The sequence below is a fragment of the Allobosea sp. 01N443 genome (assembly GCF_056399325.1).
In genome coordinates this window covers 1-16,406 of record NZ_JBFTRC010000030.1, presented here as the reverse complement: position 1 = coordinate 16,406, position 16,406 = coordinate 1, and the positions used below count along the sequence as shown (strand labels likewise).

Here is a 16,406-nt window from a genome sequence, read left to right as displayed (position 1 = left end):
CTATCCACGGGAGGAATGAATGAGAATGCGTTTCACGGCACTCGCATTGATGATGGGTGCTGCCTGTTTTCAGGCGTCGACGGCTGAGGCCGACACTCTGCGCGTGCGTCTCAATGCCGATATCCGGAGCGTCAATCCCGGGGTGAACCGGGACGACACGACGGATGGCGTGGTGCTTCACATGGTCGAGGGCCTCGTCGGCTACTCCGCCAACGGCACCCCGAAGCCGCTGCTCGCAGACAGCATCGAGGTGTCTCCGGATGGGCTGACCTATACGCTCAGGCTGCGCAAGGGCGTGAAGTTCCACGATGGCACGACGCTGACATCCGCGGATGTCGTCTGGAACTGGCAGCGCTACATGGACCCGAAGACGGGCTGGCTCTGCACGGGAGAGTACAACGGATCGGACATACTCAAGGTCGAGATCGCCGCTCCCGATGCGGACACCGTCGTCTTCACCCTGAACCGGCCGAGTTCTGTCTTTCTCGCGGGCATCGCGCGGAACCAGTGCGGGCAGACTGCGATCATCGCCCGCTCGTCCTTCAACCCTGACGGCTCGTTCAAGGCGCCGGTCGGGACCGGGCCATTCAAGTTCGGGGAATGGAAGCGCGGTGAATATGTCCGCCTTGACAGGTTCGACGGCTATACCGATCGCGGCGGCGAGCCGGATGGTTATGTCGGGGGCAAGCGCGCGCTCGTCGATACCGTCAATTTCATGGTGATCCCCGACAACGCCACGGCCAAGGCCGCGCTGCTGCGTGGCAATATCGACATCCTGCCTTCGCTGGCGGCAGCCGATATTCCAGAGCTGAAGGCGCGGCCGGAGATCAAGGTCTCGTCCTCGCCGACCATGATGCTCAACACGATCCTGCTGCAGACCCGCGATCCGCTGCTGGCCAACGTCAAGATGCGTCAGGCCATCGCCGCCGCGATCGACACGCGCGAACTCGTCAAGGCCGTATCGGAGGGGCTGGGGCAACCAAACGCTTCGGTCGTCCCGACGGAATCGCGCTTCGACTCGAAGGAGCAGGCCCGCCTCCATAGCTATGACCCGGCCAAGGCTGCCCGCCTGCTGAAGGAGGCGGGTTATGCCGGCCAGCCGATCGTGCTGATGGCGAACAAGAACGAGCGCGACACTTATGAGAGCGCTGTCATCGCCCAGGCGATGCTGCAATCGGCCGGAATCAACGCGACGCTCGAGGTGCTGGAATGGGCGACGCAGCTCGATCGTTACAGCAAGGGCAACTACCAGATGCAGTCCTTCTCCTATTCGGCCCGCTATGACCCCGCCCTGGCCTATGGCGCGGTGATGGGCTCGAAAGACAAGCGGCCGAACCGGATCTGGGACGATCCGCAGGCGGAGGAACTCCTGCGCGATATCCTGGCGTCGACCAAGGATGGCGAACGTCAGGCCCTGTTCGACAAGCTCCATGCTCTCTTCATCGAGCAGGCGCCGTTTCTGATGCTCTATAACGGTGTCGAAGTCGCCGCGGCGCGCTCGAGCGTCCAGGGCTATGCCGCGACCATCATGCCGAAGCCGAGACTCTGGGCCGTCAGCCTCAAGAAGTGACCGATGGGCGCGCAGGCAAACCGCCCTCCAGCGGGCCGCCTGCGCTGTCGTCCGCCAGGTGTCCCCAACAAGCGAGACATGATGAAAGTCGCGTTGATCCAGATGAATGCCGGCCAGGACAAGGCCGCCAATATCGCCATCGCACAGCGCCTGATCGAACAGGCCTGCCGAGAAGAGAAACCCGATCTCGTCATGCTGCCGGAGTGCTTCACGCTCTATGGCGGCGATGCCGACGCCCAGCGCGCCGCGGCCGAGCCGTGCCCGGGCGGCGAAGCCTATGCCATGCTGCGAGAGGCTGCCGCCCGCCACGCCGTCTACATCCATGGCGGCTCGTTGAACGAGCGTGACGGAGACCGCATCTTCAACACCAGTCTCGTCTTCGACCGCATGGGGCGCGAGGTCGCCCGCTATCGCAAGATCCACCTCTTCGCGATCACCGCGCCGGATGGCACGGTCTATGACGAAGGCAAGATCTACGGCGCGGGATCCGAKCTGGTGACCTTCGATCTCGACGGCGTCACTGTCGGCTGCACGATCTGCTATGATCTGCGTTTCCCCGAATTGTTTCGCGCGCTTGTCGACGCTGGCGCCCGCATGATCGCGGTGCCGGCAGCCTTTACCCTGCACACCGGCAAGGAGCATTGGGAGCCGCTGCTGCGGGCCCGTGCCATCGAGAGCCAGTGCTTCATTCTCGCGCCCGGGCAGGAGGGGCCCTTCGAGGAAGATGGGCAGATACTCTACAATTACGGGCACTCGCTCATCGCCGAACCATGGGGCGCGGTCATCGCCAAGCGCGCCCTGGGCGAAGGCATCGTTGCAGCTCGGCTGGATCTTGCCGCGATCGATCTCGCCCGCACGCGCATCCCGCTGGCGCGCCACCGCCGTCTGCCCTTTGCCTCTGTCAGGTGAGCATCCGATGACGCGGAAACAGCCCAAGATCGGCTGCTGGCTTGCAGCGCCCGACGTGGTCTTCGTCGAAATCGCGGCGGACCTGGCATTCGATACGCTCGTTCTCGATGTCGAGCACGGGACGCTGTCGCTTGGGGATCTCGACAAGCTCATTCCACTTGCTCGCGCCCTGAAGCTCGAAGTTCTGGTCAAGGTTGCCGGGCCGCAGGCCGAGCCGATCCAGCAGGCGCTCGATTTCGGCGCGAATGGCGTCGTGATCCCGCATGTCGGTTCGGTGGCGCATGCAACGGCAATCTGCCGTTCGGCGAAATACCCGATGCTGGGAACCCGGAGTTATGCCGGAGCCCGCAGCGTCCGCTATGGCGCGCCGTCCGCCAGCTATTTCGAGGACGATAACCGCGAAACCGCCTGTTACCCGATGGTCGAGACGGCCGAGGCGCTTGCCGATGTCGAAGCCATTCTCGCCCTGCCGACCGTGGATGGCGTTTTCGTTGGCCCCTCGGACCTTTCGCTGACGCGGGGGAGAGGTCGCTATCGCTTCAGTGATGCCGACAGGGGCGATATCGGCCGGATCGCTTCAGCCTGCGCTGCAGCGGAAAAGCCCTGGATCATGCCGGCATGGTCCGCAGCAGAACGAGCCTTCGCCGGGGAACACGGCGCGTCACTCCTGGTGGTCGCGGAGCAGCAGGCAGCGATGGCCAGCGGGCTCCAGATGGCGCGCACTGCCGTGTAACGATGCGCGGCCTCGTGCGCCTGACCACTGGGCGGTTCCGGGCTTGCAGAGATGTCGGCCTCCCCCGCGCTGACGGGGCAATGACCTCCTCCGCCAGACGGACCTCTCGGCTTCTCATGTGAAGAAAGCGGGCAACGCCGCGTCGTTGCGGCGCTGCATGAGGTCGCCGCCATCGGCCTCCCTGTCCGATGAGCCGACGCACGGTTTGGCTCCAATTTTTGATGGAAGCTCCGCGAATGGGGGGCGGACGGCGCAGACAATTCGTCCGAATTTGTAGCAATATCAATTGATTGCGAGATGGCACAGCGCTTGCGCTACCGGCATTCACCGAGAGCTACAAATGAGCGCCGAGCATGCTGTGGCAGGCCATCGTCGATTTCGACGGAACGATAACGTGTGAAGACACGACCGACCAGATCCTGGCCCGTTTCGCGGAACCGGGCTGGGAGGCTATCGAGGACGACTGGGTTTCCGGCCGGATCGGCTCCCGCGAATGCATGGCCAGGCAGGTCGAATTGCTGCGCGTGCTGCCGGCCGTGCTCGACGGCTTCACCGAGACGATTGCGATCGATAGCGGCTTCAGCGCCTTCGTCGCACTCTGCCGGCGGCACGATATCCCGGTTACGGTCGTCTCCGACGGCCTTGACCGCACGATCCGCGCGGTGCTGGGCCGGATCGGGCTCGGCGCACTGCCCGTCATCGCCAATCACCTCGCTGCGGTCGGCGGCGAGCGCTGGCAGTTGACGTCGCCGCATGCCGCACTATCCGGCGATTGCGCGAGCGGCACCTGCAAATGTCGAGTGGCCGACGGCTTCGGACGACCGCTGACCCTGCTCGTCGGTGACGGCCGCTCGGATTTCTGTCTCGCCGGCCAGGCGGATCTCGTCTTCGCCAAGAAAAGCCTCATCGGGCATTGCCACGACAACGCTCTGCCTCATCACCCCTTCTCCGATTTTTCCGAGGCCGTCGGCCTGCTGGAAGAACTGCTGGCCAGCCCGGTGACGAGCGGAGCCCAGAACCAACTCAAGGATATGATCGATGGATGACGGATACGCCTTGCTTGAGCCGGCTTCCCCGGTACTGGCTGGTCTGCAATCCCGGCCGACGAGCCTCCATGCCGAGGAGGAGGCGCGCCTGCTCGCCCTCGAAGCGGAATACTGCTCCCATGGCGACACGGTCCATTACACGCAGTTCCCGAAGATCTTCTCGGGCTGCGACGGCTCCTACATGTTCGATGCCGAGGGCAATCGCTTCCTCGATCTGCAGATGTGGTATTCGGCGGTCAATTTCGGCTACGCCAATCCGCGCCTGAACGCGGCGCTGAAGCGCCAGATCGACACTCTGCCGCAAGTTGCGAGCCAGTATCTCCACCGCGAGAAGATCGAACTCGCCGCGATGATCGCCCGTGATGCGCAGGCGAAATTCGGCAGCAAGGGCCGGGTGCATTTCAATGTCGGCGGCGCACAGGCGGTCGAGGATTCACTGAAGCTCGTGCGCAATGCGAGCAACGGCAAGAGCCTGATGTTCGCCTTCGAGGGCGGCTATCACGGCCGCACGCTCGGTGCCTCCGCCATCACCTCGTCCTACCGTTACCGCCGGCGCTTCGGCCATTTCGGCGAGCGGGCCCAGTTCGTGCCGTTTCCCTACCATTTCCGCGCGCCCAAGGGCATGAGCAAGGAAGAATACGGCGTGCATTGCGTGAAGCAGTTCGCGCGCCTGTTCGAGAGCGAGTATAACGGCGTCTGGGATCCCAAGGCCGGCCAGTCGGAATATGCGGCCTTCTATGTCGAGCCGCTTCAGGGCACCGGCGGCTACGTCATTCCGCCTCCGAATTTCTTCATCGAGCTGAAGAAGGTCCTCGATCAGCACGGCATCCTGCTCGTCGTCGACGAGATCCAGATGGGCTTCTACCGGACCGGAAAGCTGTGGTCGATCKAGCATTTCGGCGTGCAGCCGGATGTGATCGTCTTCGGCAAGGCGGTCACCAACGGGCTGAACCCGCTCTCCGGCATCTGGGCCAAGGAAGAGCTGATCAACCCCACCATCTTCCCGCCAGGTTCGACCCACTCGACCTTCAACGCGAACCCGCTCGGCACCGCCGTCGCGCTCGAGGCGATGAAGATGATGGAGGAGGACGACTACGAGACCATGGTGATGGAGAAGGGGGCCTATTTCCTCGAAGGCTTCCAGGAACTGAAGCGCCGGCACCGGATCGTTGGCGACGTCGATGGTCTCGGCATGGCGCTGCGCATCGAGATCTGCGAGCCGCATGACAGCTACACCCCGTCGAAGCGGTTGGTCGACCTGATGTGCGACGAAGGCATGAAGGCCGATCTGGTGGTCGACGGCCAGCGCTACGGGCTCGTCCTCGACATTGGCGGCTACCACAAGAACGTCATTACACTGGCTCCGGCGCTGACAATGACCCACGCGGAGATCGATCTGGCGCTCGCGCTGCTCGATCAGTTGTTCACGCGCGTCGCCAGGGTTTGAAAACGGCGAGGTCGGACGTGCAGTTGCGTGTGATCGACCTCGACGGCAGTGCGGCGGTTCAGGAGCCGCTGCACCGGCGCATCGATGCGGGAGCCGCCACCCGCATCGATGCGACCGATCTTGGAAGCGCATTGCGTATCGTCGCAAGCAGGCGGGCGCTGAGCCTGCTGCACGAGCGACTGCGCGCGAAACCCATGCGCGAAGGCGAGGCTTCCGTGACATTCTACGGATCAGGCGACTTCCATCATCTGACGGCCGGCCTGCTTGCGCAGACCGGTCGGCCGCTGACGGTCGTGCATTTCGACAATCACCCCGACTGGGTGCGGTTTCCGGCGACCGTGAATTGCGGCGCCTGGGTCAACCGCGCCCTCGAACTCGAACACGTCAAACGGGTCGTGACGATCGGCCCGTGCAGCAGCGACCTGGTCAGGCCGGAATGGCAATTCGCCAATCTGGACGCGGTCTCCGACGGGCGGATTGAACTCTACCCATGGCGGCATGCGCCCTCTCGCGTCTGGCGCCGCTATCGTGATGGACGCGGGCACACGCAGAAGGCCGGGGCACTGCACTGGCGCAATCTCGCGAATGAGAACTGGGGCGACTTCCTCGATGAGCTGATCCGCAACCTGCCGACCCGTCGGATCTGGTTGACGATTGACAAGGATGTTCTTGGCCCGGGCGATGCCGCGACCAACTGGGATCAGGGCGAGCTGCCGCTCGAGAATCTGCTGCTTGCGATCGAACGGCTGGCGGAGCAGTGCGAGATCGTCGGCGTCGATATCTGCGGCGACTATTCCGAGCCACGCTTCGCCGATCCGTTCCGGGCGACGCTCGCCTATTTCGATCATCCGCCGCGACGCCCGGTCACGGACGCCGAGCTGGCGGTCAATGCGCGCGTGAACGGTGTCTTGCTGGATTGCTTCGACCGGGTGCTGCCATGACGCTCGTGCTCTGGTTCGCCTTGTCGGTGATCTGCGATGTCGCAGGCCAGCTCTGCTTCAAGCTTGGGGCTGATCGTTTGCCCGACGTACACGGACGGGCGCTCGTCCTGGCCGCGCTGCGGGACAGCTGGATCTGTTGGGGAATCCTGATCTACCTCGTCGAGGTCGTGGTTTGGTTGCGGATTCTTGCCGAAGTGCCGCTTTCGATCGCGTTCCCGATCGCCAGCCTGAATTTCCTTGGCGTCACGCTTGCCAGCGCCGTGTTCCTCAAGGAGCGCGTCGTGCGTCGGCAATGGCTCGGCGCCTGTCTCATCACTCTTGGCGTCGTCATCGTCGCCCGCACCGCCTGAGGGATTCGTTTCCGTGGCAGCAAAAGACAACAGCCTTCGCTTCGCCGGTGGCCGGACCGGGTTCCTCCTGATCCATGGCCTGGGGGGCACGCCAGTCGAGCTGCGGCTCGTCGCGCGCGCGCTGGCGCGGGCCGGTCACACCGTTCATTGCCCCCGGTTGGCGGGGCATTGCGGCAGCGAGGGCGATCTCCTGGCGACGGGCTGGCGCGACTGGACAGCCAGCGTAGAAGCCGAGCTCGCACGGATGAAGCTGATTTGCGACACGGTCATCGTCGGGGGACTGTCGATGGGGGCGGTAATGGCGATGCATATCGCGGCACGCCACCGCGACGACGTACAGGGGCTTGCCCTCTACGCCCCGACGCTCTGGTATGATGGTTGGTCGATCCCCTGGTACAGCTTTCTGCTGAAGCTGCTGATCAACACGCCCATGGGCCGCCGCTATCGCTTTGTCGAGCGCGAGCCCTATGGCGTCAAGGATGAGCGCACCCGCGCGATGATCGTGGGGGCGATGGGCGGCGGGGACAGCTCGCAGGCCGGCCTCCTGGGCACGCCCGCGGGCTCGCTTCAGCAGATGTGGGCGCTGATCAAGGACACGCGCCGCCGGATGGGCGAGATCACCTGTCCCGCGCTCGTCGTGCAGGCGCGCGAGGACGACATCTCCGGTCTCTCCAATGCGGCCTATATCCAGCGGCGCCTTGGCGGAATCGTCGATACCGTCGTGCTGAATGACAGCTATCATCTCGTGACCATCGACCAGCAGCGCGATGTCGTGATCGACCGCTCGCTTGCCCTGGCGGCGCGGCTGTCCGTTCCAGACAAGGTCCGACGGGAGCCGGCGAGCCTCTGCGCCGTTGCGGCGGAATGAACGCGCCGCGCGCCCGCATCGTCGAACGGATCGCCGAGATTGCGCCCGAGGCGTGGGATCGCTGCTGCCCCGGCGAAGCCGAAAACCATGCCTATTACAGCGCCTGTGAGCAGGCGCTGGCCGGAAGCGGCAGCGGGATCGCCATGGGCGCGGCCTGTGTCGAGGATGCCCTTGGCGTCAGTGCCATCGCGCCGYTCTTCCTGTTCACCTATCGGCTTGATACGCCATTTCAGGGTGGGCTCCGGCGCTTCGGAGATGCGGTGTTCAGGCTGGCGCCGCGTCTCGTCTGCCTCAAGGTGCTCTGTGTCGGCTCGCCCTATGCCGAACGCTGTCATGCCTGCGTGCGCAATGGGCTTGAATCGGATCAATCCGCGTCCGCATTCGCCGCGCTGGGCGAAATTCTCGACCAGCACGCCCGAAGCGTGGGGGCCGATGTCGTGGCCTGGAAGGATGTTGCCGCGCAGGGTGCGTCGGATCTGCGTGATGCGCTGCTGTCGCGGGGATTTGCTGGTGTCGGCAGCCTGCCGTTCGCGGTCCTCGATCTGCCCTTCGCTGGCGAGGCGGACTATCTCGCCTCGCTCTCGGCTGCCACGCGCAAGGATATCCGGCGCAAGCTGGCGAAGGCCGGCGAGATCCGGGTCGAGATGCGGCATGGGCTCGAGGGTATCGAGAGCGAGATCGCCGAGCTCTACGAGTCGACGCGGGCCGAGAGCGACCTCGACTACGGTGATCTGGAGGTGCTCCCCCCGGGTTACTTCAAGGCTGTCTCGGCGGCGCTCGGCGAGCGCGCCGTCTTTGCTCTCTATTGGGTGGGCCAGACGCTCGCCGCCTTCAATCTGCTGCTGATCGAGAATGACAGGGTGATCGATAAGTTCCTCGGCATGCGCTACCCGCTCGCCCGTCAGCACAACCTCTATGTGGTGAGCTGGATGACGAATGTTCGTTTCTGTCTCGAACGCGGCATCGCCCGGCTGCAGACCGGCCAGACAGCCTATGCGTCGAAACTGCGCTTCGGCAGCCGGCTGGTGCCTTCAACGGTCTTCTTCAGGCACCGGAATGCCGCGCTGCAATGGGCCCTGAAATCGGCCAGTCCCTGGTTCGCCTTCGACAGGTTCGATCCGGACCTGCGGGCGCTGCCCCGGACACCGGCAAGGGAGCAGGCGGCAAGGGAGCAGGCGGCATGAGCACGATCGAGACCTCGCGGCAGCCCGTGCCATGGCGCCAGCTTTGGATCTGGACGGTCTTCATTGCGCTCGATACCGCGACCCAGCTTGCCTTCAAATGGGGGGCGGACGGGCTCGCCGACATGGATTTCGGGCTGCAGATGATGATCAGGGCATCGACGCTGCCGGGCGTCTGGCTGGCGGCGCTCGGCTATGCCGCAACGTTCATCGTGTGGATGCTGATCCTGCGTGACATGCCGCTCAGCCGCGCCTTTCCGATGACCGGGCTCGCCTATGTCACGGTGCCTCTGCTCGCCTGGCTTGCGCTCGGCGAACGGATCGATGCCGTTCAAGCCGGTGGCATCGCCCTGATCGTCGCCGGCGTCATTGCTTTGGGTTGGGAGGATGAGGAGGATGGCGATGGCCAGACTTAGCGCTAGAATGCTTGTTCTCGCCGCATTGGTGGCGATGCCGTCGCTGCATGCCGCCGCTGCGGACCCGATGAGCGAGGTCGTCGGGCGCTGGCGCGATTCCGATGGCGAGTCCGAGATTGCGATCGCGCGCTGCGGGCAGGCGCTCTGCGGCAAGATCGTCTGGCTCAAGCAGGAGCGGGTCGATCGATCAAACCCCGACAGCAATTTGCGCGGGCGCTCGCTGCTCGGTGTCCAGGTCCTGACTGGCTTCAGGCCTGAGGGTACGGCGGGGCTGCTTGCAGGGGAGGGGTATAATCCGGAGGATGGTCGCACTTACAAGACCACGATCAGCTTGCAGTCACAGAGGACACTCGTCGTAAAGGGGTGCGTGCTGGGTGGTTTTATCTGCGATGACGACACCTGGACGAGGCGACCCTGAGCGGACGTCCTGCTTGGGCAGAACGCAGCCTTCCATTGTCCTGGAGACGGCTTGATGCCAATTCGCAAGACGTCGCTGCGGTTGAGGCTTGTGATCGGCTTCCTGCTCGTCAGCGTCCCGGCGATGCTGACCTCTGCCTATGTCGCGGCACGGCTGATCTCCTCCGCCTTTGAGGCGAATGTCGAGCAATGGCTCGGCGAGACCTCGCGCTTCTTCATGCTCGAGGTGACCGAAGCGACTCAGGAGGCGCAGCGCGTCTCCAGCGTCATCGGCCACCGCCTGGAGACTTCGGTCCATGGCGATCTTCGCCGCCCCAAGGCCATCGAGCGGGAGTTCGCGCTGCTCAGTTCGGTCGGCTATGACCTGATCGCGATCTATGACGATCGGCGCGAAATGCTGTTCAACTCGCGCGACTTCACGTCCTCGGCTGTCCTGCCCACCGAAACGAGCCAGGGCATCTTCAAGATCACGACCGGGGATGAAAAGCACCTCATGGCCGGCGCCGTGCAGAGCGTCCAGGTCAATGACAAGCCGGCTTACGTTCTTGTCGGCACCTGGCTCGATGATTCTTATCTCGGCAGCATCAAGGTGGTGACCTCGCTGGATGTCCGGCTCTTCGCCGAGACCAGCGCGGGCCTCGAAGCCGTCATGCTGACCCATCCGGACGATACGCGCACGGTACCCGATGCGATCCGTGAGCGCCTGGCGAAGGGCGAGGATACGATCTTCGACCGCGAGGCCGATGGCGGCGCCTATCGTGCGGTCTACACCGCCTTCCGCGGTATCGATGGCAAGCTGGCGGCTGTCGCATTCATCGGGCTGCCGAGCGGTGCCGACTTCTTCGAGCAGCTTGGACCATCCCAGCTCTTCATCGGCATCTTCCTGCTAGGTAGCCTCATCTCGATCATCGTCGGCGCTGCGATGTCGGGTATCCTGGTCAAGCCGCTGCGTGCGTTGACGCGCGGCGTCCGGGCGATTGCAGCCGGCGATTTCAAGCAACGGGTTCCTGAAACCGGCGGGCGCGAGATTGCGCAGCTCGCCGCAGGCTTCAACGGTATGGCGGAGCAGCTCGGCAAGCTGCATGCTCTGGAGACCGAGCTCCGGCGTCGCGACAGGCTCTCGGCCCTTGGGCAAGCGGCGATGGTGATTGCCCATGAAGTCCGCAACCCGCTCGGTATCATCAAGACCTCGACCGAGGTGGTGCGCAATCGCGCCAAGCTCGGGGCCGCCGAGGACCGCATGCTTGGTTATGTGATCGAGGAGGTACGCCGCATCGAGACGCTGGTGCGGGACTTTCTCGACTTCGCTCAGCCCAAGGCGCCGAGCAAGACGGTCTTTCCATTCCGCGCGGTGATCGATCGGGTGGCCTCGATCGCCATGCCGGAGCTTGACCGTCATGACGTCGTCCTCGACATCAGGGATCATAGCGGGGGTGGGCTGATCTCGGGCGACCCGGACCAGCTCCATCAGGCGGGCCTGAATCTCGTCCTGAACGCGATCGATGCGATGCCCGCCGGCGGAATGATCACGGCGGAGCTCACATCGGCCGATGGAGAGATTTCGCTGACAATCAGCGATCAGGGGGATGGCGTGGCGGACGAGATCAGGGGCGAGATCTTCAATCCCTTCTTCACCACCAAGACGAAGGGCACGGGGCTTGGCCTCGCGAAGGTGCAATCCGTCGCTGCTGCGCATGGTGGCCGCGCCCATTATGCGAGCCCGCCGGGGCAGGGCGCCTCGTTCACAATTACATTGCCTTTGCTGGAGCGTGGAGCACCCGGATGACCCACAGCATCCTGGTCGTCGATGACGAAACCCGACTGGCCGATGTTCTGGCGGCTGCGCTGGATGATCTCGGCTATCGCGCGACCGCCGTCGAAAACGCCCGCGAGGCGCTTTCCAGTCTGGAGCAGGAACGGTTCGACCTCGTGTTGACTGATCTGCGCCTGCCCGGGATGGATGGGCGCGCCCTGCTACAGGAGGTGCGCAAGCGCTGGCCGGATGTTCCGGTCGTGGTCATCACCGCCTTTGCCACGGTTCGCGATGCTGTCGAACTCGTGAAGGAGGGCGCCTTCGACTACATCGCCAAGCCGTTCGAGATGGAGGATGTCGCAGCCGTCATTCGCCGCGCCTTGCGGCTGGCCGAGGTGGTGCGCGACAATGAGCGGCTGCGGGGCGAACTCGAGGGCCGTTACAGCTTCGAAAATCTGATCGGAACAAGCCCGCCCTTCAGAAGGGTGATCGAGCAGGTCACCGAGGTCTGTGAGACGCGCGCCACGGTTATGCTCAACGGAGAAAGCGGCACCGGCAAGGAGGTCGTCGCACGCKCGATCCATTTCAACAGTCCGCGCCGGAACAAGCCCTTTGTCGCGATCAATTGCGCTGCCATCCCCGAGACATTGCTCGAAAGCGAGCTCTTCGGTCATGTGAAAGGTGCCTTTACCGGAGCGCTGGCCAACCGCGTCGGCCGCTTCGCCGCCGCCGATGGCGGAACGCTCTTCCTCGACGAGATCGGCGATATGCCGATCGCCGTTCAGGCGAAGCTGTTGCGTGCGGTTCAGGAGCGCAGCTTCGAACCTGTCGGCGGCACCCGCAGCCAGACGGTGGATGTCCGGCTGATCGCGGCAACCCATAGGGACATGCGCCAGGCGGTTGCGTCCGGCGAGTTCCGGGAGGACCTGTTCTATCGGCTCAACGTCTTCCCGATCCAGTTGCCTGCCCTGCGTGAGCGGCGCGAGGACATCCCGATCCTCGCCGCCCATTTCCTCGCGACGCTGGCCGAGGCGATGGGCAAGCGCGTGACCGGCTTTACCCCGGCCGCTCTCTCGGCGATGGACGGCCATGACTGGCCCGGTAATATCCGTGAGCTGCATAATTGCGTCGAGCGCGCCGTGATCGTCGCGAAGTCCCCGACCATCGACGTCCCGGATCTGCCTCGCGACTTGTTTGAAGGTGGCGCGCGGCGCGCCGAGCGCGATCGCCTCCCGAACGATCTCGATGCCGAACTCGAGCGGCTCGAGCGCGGCTTCATCATCGAGGCGCTGCGGCGTACGGACGGCGTCCAGGTCCAGGCCGCGCGGCTCCTCGGCATTGCCGAGCGCAGCCTGTGGCACCGCATTAAGAAACTGGACGTGAAACTCGGCAGAAAAATCGTCGAGTGACGCTGGGTTCGATCTTTACCGGTTTGCGACAGAGTTCAGATATGGCAAGCGATTGGGTGTCCTGCAGGAGCGACGATTGTGCCCGCCTACCCTAAGCTTGCCGTCGCCGGTCTGTGCCTGGTCGCTGGATCCCAGGTTGCTGTCGCGGCCGATCCGGCTCCGGCGCTGCTGAACCCCACTCCGGCCTCCGGCTGGATCGTGACGCTCGGCGGCTCGGGTCAGATCGGTCCCAAATATGACGGCGCAAAGGCCTACGGACCGTCGGGCACGCCGTCGCTGAGCTGGCGGCGGGTTGGCGAGCCGGAAGGGTTCAGCGCACCCGACGAGGGGCTGGACTTCGCCCTGTATGAGACGAGCCGCTTCAGCATGGGCGTCGTCGGCGACCTGAAGTCGGGTCGCTATTCCGGCTCGGATCGAAAACTGTTCGGCATGCGAGACGTGCCCTGGACGATCGAGGCTGGCGCCTTCGCCGAGTTCTGGCCGATCGAGGACCGGCTACGGACTCGTATCGAGGTACGGCAGGGCTTCCACGGCCATCATGGCATCGTCGCCGATATCTTCGTCGACTGGGTTCAACCGATCGGCCGCTTCACGCTCTCGGGTGGTCCGCGCCTGTCCTTCGGCAACCAGGCGTACATGCGCAGGAATTTCGGTGTGACGCCGGAGGAATCGCAGGCTAACGGCATCCTCGCCGCCTACAGCCCGTCGGGAGGCGTCAAATCGGCGGGCCTCGCGGCGGCACTCGAATATGCATGGTCGGACGTCTGGAAGACCACGGCCTATGCCCGCTATGACCGCCTGCTCCAGGATGCCGCGCGCTCGCCGATCGTCCGCACCATTGGCGCGCGCGACCAGTTCTCGTTCGGATTGAGCACGACCTATTCCTTCAAGATTGGCGGTTAGCGCCAACCCTCAGGCACAGAGCCAAGTGAAGGGGCTGTTCGAGCCGGGCCGGAAGCAGCCTGAACGGCACCCCGATCCGGCTCGCCCGCAGCAGCGGATTTATCAGCGATACGGGTCCTCGCACTCGTCATCGGGCGGGCTTCGTCTCCGGCTGGAGATGAGGCCCGCGGTCCAGCGCGCGGCCGCCATGATGAGCTGACGCCGCGACGACAGTCTCAGCGTCACATGGCATAGGCCGGGCTCGCCGGGATCGGGAAGACCCGATCATAGGCCAGGTTGAAGCTGAAGGCGTAGACGACGTAGAAGACGACGATCGCGATATCCATCACAAAGGCCTGCATCAGGGTAATGCCGAGATACCAGGCGATCGGGGGCAGCAGGATCATCAGAAGTCCGCCCTCGAACAACGCGACATGGAGGATGCGCGTGCCGATACCCTTATGGGTATGGCCGACCATACGCTGCATCGCATGGTCAAAGCCCAGGTTGAAGAGGAAGTTCCAGATCGTAGCGACGGTTGCGCTGCCGACGCCGATGACGCCCATATGGCCCGCCGGCAGGCCGAACAGATAGGCTCCCGCTGGAATGACAATGGCTAATCCGATCGCCTCGAACATGAGTGCGTGGCGGATTCGGTCTCGAACGGAGCGCATGTGCTAAGGGGCCTTCACTAGGATTGATGGCCGCGTTCTCTATCTGTCATTTCGATTGCATCAAGTTGGATCGTATCTGATAATCAGATAGATGACGGTTTCGCTGGACCAACTTCGGGCCTTCGTCGCGGCAGCGGAGCATGGCTCGTTCTCCGGGGCAGCGCGCGCGCTTCGCAAAGCGCAATCAGCCGTGAGCACGCAGGTCTCGAATCTCGAGGAGGATCTCGGCGTCGCTCTGTTCAGCAGGGCTGGGCGCAATCCCGTGCTCACTCCGGCGGGCGAAAGATTGCTGCGCGAGGCCAAGGTCGTGCTCGATCGCAGCGAACACCTCATCGGCGTCGCGCGCAGCTTCGAGGCTCATGTCGAGAAGCGGCTTGTCATCGCGATCGACGAACTTTACCCGGAGCACGCTCTGGGGGCGCTCTTTGCCGATTTCGCGCGGCACTTCCCCCATGTTGAGCTCGAAATCCTGTTTCCGCTGATGGAGGATGTGAGCCGGCTGGTCCTCGCGGGGAAAGCCGATATCGGGGTGATGTGGCGTCAGGAGGTCTTGCCGACGGAGCTTGGCTTCCAGACGATCGGATGGGTCCCGCTCAAGCTGGTTTGCGGCAAGGACCATCCGCTTGCCAAGGCCCGCGTCGATTGGGAAGAGCTGAAGCGCTACAGGCAGATCCTCGTCGCCGCCAGAAGCGACGGGCCGGAGAAGCGGCGCCTGCGCGTTGCCGCCGAGGTCTGGTGGGTGGAAAGCCACTGGGTCATTCTGGAAATGGTGAAGCACGGCATCGGCTGGGCCTTCGTGTCCGACCATGTCATCGCGAATTCGCCGGCCGCCCCCGGTCTGATCACGCCGGATCTTCAATTCGACGACGCGGATTGGCCGATCGCGCTCGAGATGATCTGGCACAAGCAGCGGCCATGYGGTCCGGCAGCCAAGTGGCTCCGCGAGCGCTTCGCCACGACCCGGATCGACACCAGCTCGTCCTGGAGGTCGCCACTGCCGGAAGGAAACCGGACATAGCGGCCCTGGCGAGCCGGCGCGGGCCTAGCCGGTGATCGAGGCCTTCATGTAGCTGCGCGGCGAGGTCCCAAGCAGGCGGCGGAACATCGTGGTGAAGGCGGCGACGTTCTCGTAGCCCGCCAGCATGGCGATCTGCGTCACCGGCGCGCCTTCCGCGAGTTTCGGCAGACAGGCGAACAGGCTGGCCTGTTGCCGCCAGGTCGCGAAGCTGACGCCCGTCTCCCTGAGGAAGAAGCGTGTGAAAGTTCGGCGGCTCATCGCAAGCGCTTCCGCCCAGGTGTCGAGCCGGGCATTCGCCGACGGCGCTGCCATATAGGCCCGGCATAGCGCCGCGAGTCTCCTGTCGGCCGGGAAGGGAAGGCCGAGAGGACGGGATTCGAGGGAGGCGATCTCTTCCATCAGGAGCTGAAGGCTCAATGTGAGCTTGCGGCTTCCGGCGGGCGCCTCGCGCAGGCGGATCGCTTCGATGATGAGGCTGCGCGCAAGATCCGTTACCTCGAGCACCACCGGCTCGGGATCGGCCAGGACGCCCTCCCGGGGCAGAAGATAGACCGATCGCATGCTGACATCGCTCAGCATTTCCACGGAATGCTCGAGATGGTGAGGGATCAGCAGCGCGTGGCCTTGCGGAATCATCCAGCGGCCGCGCTCGGTCGCGACTGCCACCACGCCGGAGAAGACGCAGAGCAACTGGATGCGCTGGTGGCTATGGAGAGGGATGGTGTAGCCCGCCGGATCCTCGTTGCTGTGCACCAGGATGTCGGCCTCGGCATAGGCAATCCATCCGAGGTT

17 protein-coding genes are annotated in these 16,406 nt (G+C 64.2%); 15 read left to right on the top strand and 2 right to left on the bottom strand.

Annotated features, from left to right (window positions below; all coding sequences use genetic code 11):
• Positions 1-19 precede the first annotated feature (19 nt).
• The 14 genes from AC1DRP_RS10810 (at position 20) to AC1DRP_RS10745 (ending at position 13,943) form a co-directional block, all read left to right on the top strand.
• On the top strand, positions 20-1,570 hold the full coding sequence (locus AC1DRP_RS10810) for an ABC transporter substrate-binding protein (RefSeq protein WP_476768473.1): 1,551 nt from the start codon (positions 20-22) through the stop codon (positions 1,568-1,570).
• A gap of 78 nt (positions 1,571-1,648) precedes the next feature.
• Entirely contained in the window at positions 1,649-2,479 is an 831-nt protein-coding gene (locus AC1DRP_RS10805; protein ID WP_476768472.1) for a carbon-nitrogen hydrolase family protein, read from the top strand.
• Between the two features lie 7 nt (positions 2,480-2,486).
• Entirely contained in the window at positions 2,487-3,212 is a 726-nt protein-coding gene (locus tag AC1DRP_RS10800) for an HpcH/HpaI aldolase family protein (protein ID WP_441504482.1), read from the top strand.
• Between the two features lie 353 nt (positions 3,213-3,565).
• Positions 3,566-4,258 carry an MtnX-like HAD-IB family phosphatase gene (locus AC1DRP_RS10795; protein ID WP_441488097.1) on the top strand — a complete coding sequence of 231 codons (693 nt, stop codon included), beginning with the start codon at positions 3,566-3,568 and terminating at the stop codon, positions 4,256-4,258.
• Positions 4,251-5,705: an aspartate aminotransferase family protein gene (locus AC1DRP_RS10790; protein ID WP_476768471.1), complete on the top strand. Its 1,455-nt coding sequence runs from the start codon at positions 4,251-4,253 to the stop codon at positions 5,703-5,705. Before AC1DRP_RS10795 ends, AC1DRP_RS10790 begins: the two co-directional genes overlap by 8 nt.
• A gap of 17 nt (positions 5,706-5,722) precedes the next feature.
• Positions 5,723-6,646 carry an arginase family protein gene (locus AC1DRP_RS10785; protein WP_476768470.1) on the top strand — a complete coding sequence of 308 codons (924 nt, stop codon included), beginning with the start codon at positions 5,723-5,725 and terminating at the stop codon, positions 6,644-6,646.
• Positions 6,643-6,996, top strand: a complete 354-nt coding sequence (locus AC1DRP_RS10780) for an EamA family transporter (RefSeq protein WP_441488100.1) — start codon at positions 6,643-6,645, stop codon at positions 6,994-6,996. Before AC1DRP_RS10785 ends, AC1DRP_RS10780 begins: the two co-directional genes overlap by 4 nt.
• Positions 6,997-7,009: 13 nt before the next feature.
• The gene (locus tag AC1DRP_RS10775) at positions 7,010-7,864 is read left to right on the top strand and encodes an alpha/beta hydrolase (RefSeq protein WP_476768469.1); all 855 of its coding nucleotides are present in this window, start codon (positions 7,010-7,012) and stop codon (positions 7,862-7,864) included.
• Positions 7,861-9,048: a GNAT family N-acetyltransferase gene (locus tag AC1DRP_RS10770; protein ID WP_476768468.1), complete on the top strand. Its 1,188-nt coding sequence runs from the start codon at positions 7,861-7,863 to the stop codon at positions 9,046-9,048. The genes AC1DRP_RS10775 and AC1DRP_RS10770 overlap by 4 nt, the downstream gene beginning before the upstream one ends.
• Positions 9,045-9,461, top strand: a complete 417-nt coding sequence (locus tag AC1DRP_RS10765; protein WP_441504484.1) for an EamA family transporter — start codon at positions 9,045-9,047, stop codon at positions 9,459-9,461. The genes AC1DRP_RS10770 and AC1DRP_RS10765 overlap by 4 nt, the downstream gene beginning before the upstream one ends.
• Positions 9,448-9,879, top strand: coding sequence for a DUF2147 domain-containing protein (locus AC1DRP_RS10760; protein ID WP_476768467.1), 432 nt, complete (start codon positions 9,448-9,450; stop codon positions 9,877-9,879). Before AC1DRP_RS10765 ends, AC1DRP_RS10760 begins: the two co-directional genes overlap by 14 nt.
• Positions 9,880-9,933: 54 nt before the next feature.
• Positions 9,934-11,664 carry an ATP-binding protein gene (locus AC1DRP_RS10755; RefSeq protein ID WP_476768466.1) on the top strand — a complete coding sequence of 577 codons (1,731 nt, stop codon included), beginning with the start codon at positions 9,934-9,936 and terminating at the stop codon, positions 11,662-11,664.
• Positions 11,661-13,040, top strand: coding sequence for a sigma-54-dependent transcriptional regulator (locus AC1DRP_RS10750; RefSeq protein WP_476768465.1), 1,380 nt, complete (start codon positions 11,661-11,663; stop codon positions 13,038-13,040). The genes AC1DRP_RS10755 and AC1DRP_RS10750 overlap by 4 nt, the downstream gene beginning before the upstream one ends.
• Before the next feature lie 78 nt (positions 13,041-13,118).
• Positions 13,119-13,943, top strand: a complete 825-nt coding sequence (locus AC1DRP_RS10745; RefSeq protein WP_441504487.1) for a MipA/OmpV family protein — start codon at positions 13,119-13,121, stop codon at positions 13,941-13,943.
• A gap of 221 nt (positions 13,944-14,164) precedes the next feature.
• Here the strand turns inward: AC1DRP_RS10745 and AC1DRP_RS10740 are convergent, their stop codons facing one another.
• Positions 14,165-14,596, bottom strand: a complete 432-nt coding sequence (locus tag AC1DRP_RS10740) for a PACE efflux transporter (protein WP_441488108.1) — start codon at positions 14,594-14,596, stop codon at positions 14,165-14,167.
• A 91-nt stretch (positions 14,597-14,687) separates the two neighbouring features.
• Here AC1DRP_RS10740 and AC1DRP_RS10735 point away from each other — a divergent pair, with 91 nt between their 5' ends.
• On the top strand, positions 14,688-15,614 hold the full coding sequence (locus tag AC1DRP_RS10735; RefSeq protein ID WP_441488109.1) for a LysR family transcriptional regulator: 927 nt from the start codon (positions 14,688-14,690) through the stop codon (positions 15,612-15,614).
• Between the two features lie 24 nt (positions 15,615-15,638).
• Here the strand turns inward: AC1DRP_RS10735 and AC1DRP_RS10730 are convergent.
• A partial coding sequence (locus tag AC1DRP_RS10730; RefSeq protein ID WP_476768464.1) for an AraC family transcriptional regulator occupies positions 15,639-16,406 on the bottom strand: 768 nt, incomplete at its 5' end.